This window comes from Streptomyces sp. NPDC060031 (genome assembly GCF_042736805.1).
Classification (GTDB): domain Bacteria; phylum Actinomycetota; class Actinomycetes; order Streptomycetales; family Streptomycetaceae; genus Streptomyces.
The window spans coordinates 1-10147 of record NZ_JBHWVM010000149.1; the positions used below are offsets into that span (position 1 = coordinate 1).

8 protein-coding genes and 1 riboswitch are annotated in these 10147 nt (G+C 74.6%); of the genes, 6 read left to right on the plus strand and 2 right to left on the minus strand.

Features of this window, described 5'->3' with window-relative positions:
* Positions 1–309: 309 nt before the first annotated feature.
* Both ACFWB8_RS35475 and ACFWB8_RS35480 read right to left on the minus strand, forming a co-directional pair.
* Positions 310–543, minus strand: a complete 234-nt coding sequence (locus ACFWB8_RS35475) for a ferredoxin (RefSeq protein ID WP_385236935.1) — start codon at positions 541–543, stop codon at positions 310–312.
* A complete protein-coding gene (locus ACFWB8_RS35480; RefSeq protein WP_385236938.1) occupies positions 543–2015 on the minus strand; it encodes an aldehyde dehydrogenase in 1473 nt (490 codons plus the stop codon). Before ACFWB8_RS35480 ends, ACFWB8_RS35475 begins: the two co-directional genes overlap by 1 nt.
* Before the next feature lie 203 nt (positions 2016–2218).
* On the opposite strand from ACFWB8_RS35480, the gene ACFWB8_RS35485 reads away from it, so the two are divergent.
* The 6 genes from ACFWB8_RS35485 (at position 2219) to ACFWB8_RS35510 (ending at position 9861) form a co-directional block, all read left to right on the plus strand.
* On the plus strand, positions 2219–3280 hold the full coding sequence (locus tag ACFWB8_RS35485; RefSeq protein ID WP_385236941.1) for an MBL fold metallo-hydrolase: 1062 nt from the start codon (positions 2219–2221) through the stop codon (positions 3278–3280).
* Between the two features lie 164 nt (positions 3281–3444).
* Positions 3445–3523, plus strand: a riboswitch (cobalamin riboswitch).
* Positions 3524–3652: 129 nt separating this feature from the next.
* Entirely contained in the window at positions 3653–4945 is a 1293-nt protein-coding gene (locus ACFWB8_RS35490) for a prenyltransferase/squalene oxidase repeat-containing protein (protein ID WP_385236944.1), read from the plus strand.
* Positions 4945–5601 (plus strand): SCO2322 family protein, encoded by a 657-nt coding sequence (locus ACFWB8_RS35495; RefSeq protein WP_385236947.1) that lies wholly within the window; start codon positions 4945–4947, stop codon positions 5599–5601. Before ACFWB8_RS35490 ends, ACFWB8_RS35495 begins: the two co-directional genes overlap by 1 nt.
* A complete protein-coding gene (locus tag ACFWB8_RS35500) occupies positions 5598–7016 on the plus strand; it encodes an energy-coupling factor transporter transmembrane component T (RefSeq protein ID WP_385236951.1) in 1419 nt (472 codons plus the stop codon). The genes ACFWB8_RS35495 and ACFWB8_RS35500 overlap by 4 nt, the downstream gene beginning before the upstream one ends.
* Positions 7013–9007: an ABC transporter ATP-binding protein gene (locus ACFWB8_RS35505; protein WP_385236954.1), complete on the plus strand. Its 1995-nt coding sequence runs from the start codon at positions 7013–7015 to the stop codon at positions 9005–9007. The genes ACFWB8_RS35500 and ACFWB8_RS35505 overlap by 4 nt, the downstream gene beginning before the upstream one ends.
* Complete coding sequence (locus ACFWB8_RS35510; RefSeq protein WP_385236957.1) at positions 9004–9861, plus strand: ECF transporter S component; 858 nt, start codon at positions 9004–9006, stop codon at positions 9859–9861. Before ACFWB8_RS35505 ends, ACFWB8_RS35510 begins: the two co-directional genes overlap by 4 nt.
* Positions 9862–10147: the final 286 nt, after the last annotated feature.

The following is a 10147-nucleotide window of genomic DNA, read 5'->3' on the forward strand; positions in this document are numbered from 1 at the left end:
GGGCCGGCCTGTCAAGGGTGGCCGAAGGCCATCGCGCAGCGACGCGACCGCAGGGAGCGCCCTTGACAGGCCGGACCGACACGGAGAGACGAAGAGACTGACGGGAAACCCCCAAACCCTGTCGCGCTCCCGGTCGGGCCCGGTCCCGCCCTTCGCCACCGCCCCGCGAAGGCCTCAGCCGTTAACCTGCTTAAAGGCTGAAGGCGTTCTCGTTCTTGCGGCCCCCGCCGGGCCAGTCGTCCTTGAGCGCGTCTCACCGCACGGCACGCAGCGCGCGGGACGGCCGGGGCGGGGGCGCCGGGCCTCGGGTCACTCCTCCGGCGGGAACACCGCCTCGCCCGTTTCCGCCAGGGTGATCGTGATGGCTTCCACCGGGCAGCCCTCCGCCGCCGTGAGGACCGGCTCGTTCGCGTCCGATTCCGGGGACCGGGGGTGCGACTGGCGCGCCGAGTCGAGGGCGAAGCCCTCCGGGGCGTGGTTCACGCACATGCCCGAGCCGATGCAGACCCCGCGGTCCACCTCGACGTGCCAGCGGTCGCCCATCACGCACCCGCCGCAGGCGGCTGGTAGCCCGCCGGGAGGTGGATCATCTTGTGCTCCAGGTACTCGCTCAGCCCCTCCGGCCCGAACTCCCGCCCGACGCCGCTGTTCTTGTAGCCGCCGAACGGCCCCAGCATGTCCAGGCTGAAGGTGTTCACGTTGAAGGTGCCGGTCCGCACCTGGCGGGCGAAGTCGATGCCGTGCTCCACGTCCCCCGTCCAGACGCTGCCGCTCAGCCCGAACTCCGAGTCGTTGGCGACCCGTACCGCCTCCGCCTCGTCCCCGTACGGGATCAGGCAGACGACGGGCCCGAAGATCTCCTCGCGGGCGATCCGCATCGAGTTGTCGACGTCGCCGAAGAGGGTGGGCTCGACGTACCAGCCCTGGTCGAGTCCCGCCGGGCGGCCGCCGCCGGTGAGGACCTTCGCGCCCTCCTCCTGCCCGATCCGGATGTAGTCCAGCGACCGCTGCTGCTGCCGCTTGGCCACCAGCGGCCCGAGCTGCGTCGCCGGGTCGAGCGGGTCGCCGACCACGAGCGCCCCGGCCGCGGCGGCGAGGGCCTCCGCGACCTCCTCGTACCGGCTGCGCGGCGCGAGCACCCGGGTCTGGGCCACGCACGCCTGGCCGTTGTTCATCCAGGCCGCGGGCACGATCCCGGCGATGGTGGTCTCCAGGTCGGCGTCGCCGAGGATGACGGCGGCGGACTTGCCGCCCAACTCCAGCGTGACCCGGGTGAGGTTGCGCGCGGCGACCTCCATGACCCGCCGGCCGGCCGCGACCGAGCCGGTGAAGGCGACCTTGTCGACTCCGGGGTGGCCGACCAGGTACTCGCTGACCTCGCGGTCGGCCGGCAGGATCGACAGCACGCCCTCGGGCAGCCCCGCCTCGCGGGCGATGTCGGCCAGGATGTACGAGTCGAGCGGCGCCTCGGGGGACGGCTTGAGGATCACCGTCGACCCCGTCAGCAGCGCCGGCGCCAGCTTGGCCGCGGCCACGAACTGGGGAACGTTCCACGGGATGACGGCCGCGACGACCCCGACCGGCTCCCGGCGGACGAGGATCGGTCCGAGGACGCCCTGGCGGTGCTCCTCGTACGCGTAGCCGCGCGCGACCGTGATCGCGGCGTCGTAGACCATCATCGGGCCGAGCGCCTGGGCCAGGATGCTCCAGGAGTACGGGGACCCGTTCTGGGAGCTGATCGAGCGGGCGATCTCCTCGTGCCGGACGGCGATGGCGTCCTTGATCCGGGCGACGACGGCGATCCGCTCGTCCAGGGTCATCCGCGGCCAGGGGCCCTCGTCGAAGGCCTTGCGCGCGACGGCGACGGCGCGGTCCACGTCCGCCTTCGAGGCGTGCGGGACGCTGCCGATGACTTGCCCGGTGTGGGGGGAGACGATCTCGATCGTGTCGGCGCCCAGCGGATCCGTCCACTCCCCGCCGATGAACAGTTGTCCGTGTTCCACGAGCTCAGTCATGGCTGATGCCTCCTGCGGCTTGGCGTTCCAGAACTGATACCAGTTCTAGTTCGAGGAGTCCACGGCCAGGACGGAACGTGCGCACCCACGACAAGAAGATCCAACGACTAGTCAGAACGACCCGGAGATGGTCGACTTGGGCGACTACTGCAACATGTTCTCGTTCTCCTCGGAGCGAGTCTCATCGGCAACAGGGAGCCCTCATGTCACAGGACGCGTCACAGGTCACCGACCACGGCGGCGGCGTGTGGGGCATCAAGGTCCCCATCCCCGACAACCCCCTCGGACACACCCTCGTCCACGTCCTCGACACCGACCGCGGCCCCGTCCTCGTCGACACCGGCTGGGACGACCCGGAGTCCTGGGACACCCTCGTCGCCGGTCTCGACACGCTCGGCATCCCCGTCGCCGGCGTCCACGGCGTGGTCATCACCCACCACCACCCCGACCACCACGGCCTGTCCGGCCGGGTCAGAGAGGCGTCCGGCGCCTGGATCGCCATGCACGCCGCCGACACCGAGGTCGTCGTGCGGACCCGCGCGGCCGAGCCCGGCGTCTGGTTCGACTACATGAGCGACAAGCTGGCCGCCGCCGGCGCCCCCGAGTCGCACATCGCCCCCCTGCGCGCCGCCCGCGCGAGCGGCCGGATGCGGACCCTGCCCGGGCTACGGGCCGCCGTGCCCGACCGGGAGATCGTCCCCGGCGAGCTGCTGCCGCTGGCCGGCCGCCGGCTCCGGGCGATCTGGACCCCGGGCCACACCCCCGGCCACGTCTGCCTGCACCTGGAGGAGGAACACCCGGCGAACCTCCCCGGCAACGGCCGCCTCTTCTCCGGCGACCACCTGCTGCCCGGGATCTCCCCGCACATCGGCCTGTACGAGGCCCCGGACGAGCACGGTGTCACCCGGGTCACCGACCCCCTCGGCGACTACCTCGACTCCCTCGAACGCATCGGCCGGCTCCGCCCGGCCGAGGTGCTCCCCGCCCATCAGCACGCCTTCACCGATGCCCCGGCCCGCGTACGGGAGCTGCTGGAGCACCACGAGGAGCGGCTGACCGGGCTGTGGCGGCTGCTCGCCGAGCCGCTGACCCCGTGGGGGCTGGCGGAGCGGATGGAGTGGAACCGCCCCTGGGAGCAGATCCCGTACGGCTCCCGCAACATCGCCGTCTCCGAAGCGGAGGCGCACCTGCGGCGGCTGGTGAAGCAGGGCCGGGCGGAGGCGGTGCCGGGCACCGACCCGGTGACGTACCGGGCGCTGGAGTGAGCGGAGCGGCGCAGGCGGTCCGGGAGGCGACGGTGGCGGGGCGCCGATGCAAGGGGCGCCGATGCAAGGGGCGCCGATGTAAGGGGCGTCCCCTCCCGGCGCACCCCGACCCCGGGAGGCTACGGGCCGGTACAGTGTGCCCGTCGTCCACACTTCCGTACGGGGGGAAGCCGGTGCAATTCCGGCGCTGACCCGCAACCGTGACCCACCCCCGGCGAGGCCGGGGCGGGGAGCCGGAATGCCTTGTACCGGAGGTGCGCGGCTCGCGCCGCCGGTTCCTCCGGCGGCCGGCACCGTCGAGGTAAACGGAGCCGGAGCCCGGTGCCTGAGCGTGCCTGCCTCCAGCTCCCCAGCAGGAGAGGCACCCGCCCCATGAACGTCCGCCGCAGCGCAGCCGCGCTCGCCGCCTCCGCCGTGCTCTGCGCGGGCGCCGCCCCCGCGGCCCTCGCCGACACCGCGGCGCCCTCCGCCTCCGCGCCCCCGGTCATCCCCTCCGGGCTGTACGGCAAGAACGACCCGACGTACGACGGGGTCTTCCGCCAGTCGCTCGCCTTCCTGGCCCAGCACACGGCCGGGGTCAAGCCCACCGCGCAGGCCGTCGACTGGCTGACGGGCCAGCAGTGCGCGAACGGCTCCTTCCCCTCCTTCCGCCCGGACACCGCCAAGGCGTGCGACGCCTCGACGTACATCGACTCCAACGCCACCGCGGCCGCCGTGCAGGCGCTGGCCGCGCTCGGCGGGCACGACGAGACGGTGAAGAAGGCCGTCGGCTGGCTGAAGTCCGTACAGAACGAGGACGGAGGCTGGAGCTCCAGCCCGGGCGGCGCCATGGACACCGGTACGGACACCAACTCGACCGGCATCGTGATCGGCGCCCTCGCGGCGGCCGGCGAGAAGCCCGACGAGGTGAAGTCCAAGGCCGGCACGGCGCCCGCCACCGCCATCGAGGCGTTCCAGATCACCTGCCGCGAGGACGGGACCACCGGCGACACCCCCACCGGGGCGTTCGCGTTCCAGCGGGACAAGGGGGTCCTGCTGCCCAACGCCGATGCCACCGCGGCGGCGGTGCTCGGACTCCTCGGCAAGGGCATGACCGTCGAGGCGCCCAAGACCGACAAGCCCGTCGAGGAGAACCCGGTCAACTGCAAGGGCGGCGCCCTGAGCCGCGAGTACGCCGCCGAGGGCGGCTCCCGGTACCTGACCGACACCATGGCCAAGTCCGGCGACCACCTGGTGTCCGCGCTCGCGGGCGCGGGCGAGCAGCCCGACTTCGGCAACACGGCGGACGCGGTCATCGCGCTCGCCGCGGGCGGCCACAAGGACGCCGCCGCGAAGCCGCTGGCCTGGCTGGAGCAGAACGCCGCCGCGTGGGCGAAGACGGCGGGCCCGGGCGCGTACGCCCAGCTGATCCTCGCCGCGCACGCGGGCGGCAAGGACCCCAAGGCCTTCGGCGGCACCGACCTCGTGGCCGAGCTGAACGCGCAGGGCCCGGCCGCACAGGGTGCGGACGCCACTGCCAAGGCGGAGAGCAAGAACGACAAGGACGCCAAGGACGACAAGGACTCCGGCGGCCAGAGCGTCTGGTGGATCATCGGCGCGGGCGCCGCGGCCGGCATGGGCATCGGCATCCTGCTGAGCGGCCGCCGGAAGAAGAACCGGCTCTGATGCGGCGGCTGACGACTGCGGCCCTGGCCTTCGGGGTCCTGCTGACCCTGCTGGCCGCCACTCCGGCGCTGGCGGCGGGCTACCGCTACTGGTCGTTCTGGGACGGCGCCGGCAGCCGGTGGGCGTACGCCACCCAGGGGCCCTCGATCGCCCGCCCGGCGGACGGCGCCACCCTCGGCTTCCGCTTCGCGGTGAGCCAGGACGCCGCGGCCGAGGCCGCCACACCGCGCGCCGCGGCCGACTTCGAGGCCGTCTGCGGGGCGACCGCCGCGCTGGAGGGCCGCAAGCGGGTCGCCGTCGTCGTCGACTTCGGCGTCCCGGCGGACGCCCCGGCCGGCGAGACCCCGCCGCAGGACACCCCGCGCACGGCCTGCGCGCAGGTGGCCCCGGAGGCCACGGCGGCCGAGGCCCTGGCGGCGGTCGCGAAGCCGCTGCGCTACAACAGCTCGGCGCTGCTCTGCGCGATCTCCGGCTACCCGAAGCAGGGCTGCGGCGACCAGGTCGCGCAGGCTCAGCCCGAGCCGAAGTCCTCGGCCGCGCCCGCGGCCCGGGACTCCGGGGACACCGGCCCCTCGGCGGGCCTCCTGGCGGGCATCGCCGCGGTACTGGCCCTCGCCGCAGCCGGAATCTGGCAGTCCCGCCGCCGCAACCGATGACCGACCCCGCAACCCCCACGGCCGACGCCCCGGGGCCGAAGACCGCCCCGGGGCCGGCCCCCGACGCGGCAGCCACCCGCGCCGGGGGCGCAGCCCGCGCCGTCGGCAACGTCGTCGCGCCCGGCCGCGGCCCCGCCGTCACCGAAGGCGCTCACCGGCCCGCCGGGCCCAGCCGCACCTGGGGTGCAACCCGCCGTGGGTACTCCGCCCGGCCGGAGGCGGCCCACACCCCCACCGGAGCCGCAGACGGCGGCGCGACCCCGCCCCGGCGGAGCCGGCCCGCGGCGACCGGTCCCGCGCACTGGTCCTCGTACAACCGGTGGAAGCCCCCGCATGCCAGCCGGGCGACGGCCCTGCATCCCGGAGCCTGGTGGCTCTGGGCGCTCGGCCTGGCCACCGCCGCCTCCCGCACCACCAACCCCCTCCTCCTCGGCCTGATCATCGGCGTCGCCGGTTACGTCGTCGCGGCCCGCCGCACCTGCGCCCCCTGGGCCCGTTCCTACGGGGCGTTCCTCAAGCTCGGCCTCTTCGTCATCGGCCTGCGCCTCCTTTTCTCCATGCTGCTCGGCTCCCCCATCCCCGGCTCGCACACCCTCTTCACCCTCCCGGAGGTCCCGCTCCCCGCCTGGGCGCAGGGCATCCGCTTCGGCGGCAAGGTGACCGCCGAGCAGTTGCTCTTCGCCTTCTACGACGGCGCCAAGCTGGCCGCCCTCCTGATCTGCATCGGCGCCGCGAACGCCCTCGCCAACCCCGCACGGCTGCTGAAGTCCCTCCCGGCCGCCCTGTACGAGGCCGGGGTGGCCGTGGTCGTCGCTATGACCTTCGCGCCGAACATGGTCGCCGACGTCGTCCGCCTGCGGACCGCCCGCCGGCTGCGCGGCCGCCCCACCGGCGGGGTGAAGGCGATCCTCCAGATCGGCCTGCCGGTCCTGGAGGGTGCCCTGGAGCGCTCCGTCGCTACGGCCGCTTCGATGGACGCGCGCGGGTACGGGCGCAGCGCGCAGGTCCCGCCCGCCGTCCGGCACACCACGAACGTCCTCACCCTCGGCGGCCTGCTCGGCATGTGCGCGGGCACGTACGGGCTGCTCGCCGCGCAGGGTGCCTCGTACGGGCTGCCGGTGCTCGGCATCGGCCTGGTCCTGGCCCTCGCGGGCCTGCGGCTCGGCGGGCGCCGCTCGGTGCGCACCCGCTACCGGCCCGACCGGTGGGGCCCGCGCGCCTGGCTGGTCGCCGGTTCCGGCGTGGCCGTCGCCGTGCTCCTCATCTACGCGGGCACCCTCGACCCGGACGCGCTGCGCCCGGGCGTGGTCCCGCTCGTCGCCCCCGAGCTGCCGCTGTGGCCCGCGGCGGCGGTCCTGATCGGCCTGCTGCCCGCCTTCGTGGCACCCGTACCGCCCAAGGAGGCGTCGCAGTGATCCGCTTCGAGCAGGTGTCGGTCACCTACGAATGCGCGACCGCCCCCTCCCTCCGGGACGTCGACCTGGTGATCCCGGAAGGGGAGCTGACCCTCCTCGTCGGCCCGTCGGGGGTCGGCAAGTCCACCCTGCTGGGTGCGGTCTCCGGGCTGGTCCCGCACTTCACGGGCGGCACGCTGCGCGGTCGCGTGACGGTCGCCGGGCGGGACACCCGCACGCACAAGCCCCGCGAGCTCGCGGACGTGGTCGGCACGGTCGGCCAGGACCCCCTGGCCCACTTCGTGACGGACGTGGTGGAGGACGAGCTGGCGTACGGCATGGAGTCCCTGGGCCTGCCACCTGCGGTGATGCGCCGCCGGGTCGAGGAGACCCTCGATCTGCTCGGCCTGAACGAACTGCGCGACCGCCCCATCGCCACCCTCTCCGGCGGCCAGCAGCAGCGGGTCGCGATCGGCTCGGTCCTGACCCCGCACCCCCGGGTCCTGGTCCTGGACGAGCCCACCTCGGCGCTGGACCCGGCGGCGGCGGAGGAGGTCCTGGCGGTCCTCCAGCGCCTGGTCCACGACCTCGGCACCACGGTCCTCATGGCGGAGCACCGGCTGGAACGGGTCGTCCAGTACGCCGACCAGGTGCTGCTCCTGCCCTCCCCCGGAGCGGCGCCGGTCCTGGGCCCCCCGGCGGAGATCATGGCCGTCTCCCCGGTCCACCCCCCGGTGGTCTCCCTGGGCCGCCTCGCGGGCTGGACCCCCCTCCCCCTCTCCATCCGCGACGCCCGCCGCCGCGCCGCGCCGCTGGCCGCCCGCCTGTCCGCTGCCGCGCCCACCACCGCTTCCCAGGGCTCCGCCCCGGACCCCGCGCCTCAAACGCCGGCGGAGCTGAAACGCCCCTCCGGGCAACCCAGCCTGCCGGGCGGCAACGCCGGCACCAGCCACAACCCAGCCCCGCCGACGCTCGAAGCCCGAAAGTCTGGGGACACCGGAAACACCGGGAACACCGGGAACGCCGGCACCAGCCACAATCCAGCCCCGCCGGCGTTTGAGGCGCGGAAGTCCGGGGACGCCGGGAACACCGGCACCAGCCACAACCCAGCCCCGCCGGCGTTTGAGGCGCGGGGGTCTGGGGGCGGAGCACCCAGGACCGGCGCCGCCGGGCGGCTGGCACGACTGCTGCGGCGGGCCGCGCCCGAGCCCACCCCGGCCGCACCGGCCGCACCGGCCGAGACGGTGGCCACGGCCCAGAACCTCGGCGTCCGCCGCGCCCGCGCAGAGGTGCTCCGCGGCATCACCCTCGCGGTAGCGCCCGGCGAGACCATCGCCCTCATGGGCCGCAACGGCGCCGGCAAGTCCACCCTCCTCTCCACCCTCGTCGGCACCGTCGCCCCCACCACCGGCCAGGTGACCGTCGGCGGCCGTACCCCGCACCGCACACCACCGCCCGAGATGGTGACCCGTGTCGGCCTCGTCCCCCAAGAGCCCCGCGACCTCCTCTACGCCGACACGGTCGCCGCAGAGTGCGCCGCCGCCGACTCCGACGCCGGCGCGCCCCCCGGCACCTGCCGGGAGCTGGTGTCGGCCCTGCTCCCGGACGTCCCCGACGACACCCACCCCCGCGATCTCTCCGAGGGCCAGCGCCTCGCCCTCGCCCTGGCCCTGGTGCTCACCGGCCGCCCGGCCCTGCTCCTCCTCGACGAGCCGACCCGCGGCCTGGACTACGCCGCCAAGGTCCGGCTGATCGCGATCCTGCGCGCCCTCGCCGCGGAAGGCCACGCCATCGTCCTGGCCACCCACGACGTGGAGCTCGCCGCCGAGCTGGCCCACCGCGTGGTGATCCTGGCCGGCGGCGAGGTCGTCGCCGACGGGCCGACCGCCGAGGTCGTGGTCTCCTCCCCCGCCTTCGCGCCCCAGGTGGCGAAGATCCTCGCCCCTGGCCACTGGCTCACCGTGAGCCAGGTCGCCGACGCCCTGGCCCTGGCAGCCCCGGAGCAGCCGTGACCCACCCCGCCCGCCCCGCCCGTACCACCCGCGCCACCCGCGCCACCCGCGCCACCCGCCCCATCCGCATCGGCCCCCGCGCCGCCGCCGCGCTGGTCCTGGTCACCCTCATCGGGATCGCCGCCTTCGGCTGGCCCCTCCTCGCCGACCGGCAGTCCGGTCTGGCCCACTCCCAGGACGCCCCGTGGCTCTTCGCCGCGCTGCTCCCCCTCCTCGTCGCCGTGGTCGTCGCGACCGTCGCCGACGACGGCATGGACGCGAAGGCGGTGGCGATGCTCGGGGTGCTCGCCGCCGTCGGGGCGGCGCTGAGGCCGTTGGGCGCGGGCACGGCCGGCCTGGAGCCCATGTTCTTCCTGATGGTGCTGAGCGGCCGCGTCCTCGGCCCGGGCTTCGGCTTCGTGCTCGGCTCGGTGACGATGTTCGCGTCCGCCCTGCTGACGGGCGGGGTCGGGCCGTGGATGCCGTTCCAGATGCTCGCCATGGGCTGGTTCTCGCTGGGTGCCGGGCTGCTGCCGGGTCCGGAGCGGATCCGGGGCCGGGCGGAGCTGCTGATGCTGGCGGCGTACGGCTGCGTGGGCTCCTTCGCGTACGGCACGGTCATGAACCTGCAGGGCTGGGTGCTGCTCCAGGGCATGGGCCAGGGCATCTCCTTCCACCCGGGGGACCCGGTGCCCGCGAACCTCGCGCGCTTCGCCGCGTACTGCGCGGCGACCTCACTGGGCTGGGACCTGGGCCGGGCGACGCTGACCGTGGTCCTGACGCTCGCGCTCGGGGCCACGGTGCTGAAGGCGCTGCGGCGGGCGACCCGCAAAGCCGCCTTCGATGCCCCGATTTCCTTCGATTCGGGGGTTTAAGCCCCCGCCGACCACACCCCCGAAAGGGGTACAAACGGTCGCGGAGGGTGAGATTCGGGGCCCTCGGCGGTGAGGCGGCCCACAGGACGCAGGTCACATACGAAGCGGGATCGTAGGCCTTGGCACGGCCCCCATCCACCCCCTCAGACCGGCTCCCACCTGCACGGATGCTGATCGCCACGGCGAGGGGCCGTTCCGCCCCGGCTGCGAGGGCCGCTAGTAATCGGGGTCGTTGCCAGGGTGTCCGGGCGTCTGTAGAACTGGATGAGTCGCCGAGCGGCACGGG

What these genes read in the sequence shown, in the direction of transcription:
- ACFWB8_RS35500 (WP_385236951.1), top strand. Translation starts at nt 5,598, where the DNA reads ATGACCGACCCCGCAACCCCCACGGCCGACGCCCCGGGGCCGAAGACC.
- ACFWB8_RS35495 (WP_385236947.1), top strand. Translation starts at nt 4,945, where the DNA reads ATGCGGCGGCTGACGACTGCGGCCCTGGCCTTCGGGGTCCTGCTGACC.
- ACFWB8_RS35480 (WP_385236938.1), bottom strand. Translation starts at nt 2,015, where the DNA reads ATGACTGAGCTCGTGGAACACGGACAACTGTTCATCGGCGGGGAGTGG.
- ACFWB8_RS35475 (WP_385236935.1), bottom strand. Translation starts at nt 543, where the DNA reads ATGGGCGACCGCTGGCACGTCGAGGTGGACCGCGGGGTCTGCATCGGC.
- ACFWB8_RS35490 (WP_385236944.1), top strand. Translation starts at nt 3,653, where the DNA reads ATGAACGTCCGCCGCAGCGCAGCCGCGCTCGCCGCCTCCGCCGTGCTC.
- ACFWB8_RS35485 (WP_385236941.1), top strand. Translation starts at nt 2,219, where the DNA reads ATGTCACAGGACGCGTCACAGGTCACCGACCACGGCGGCGGCGTGTGG.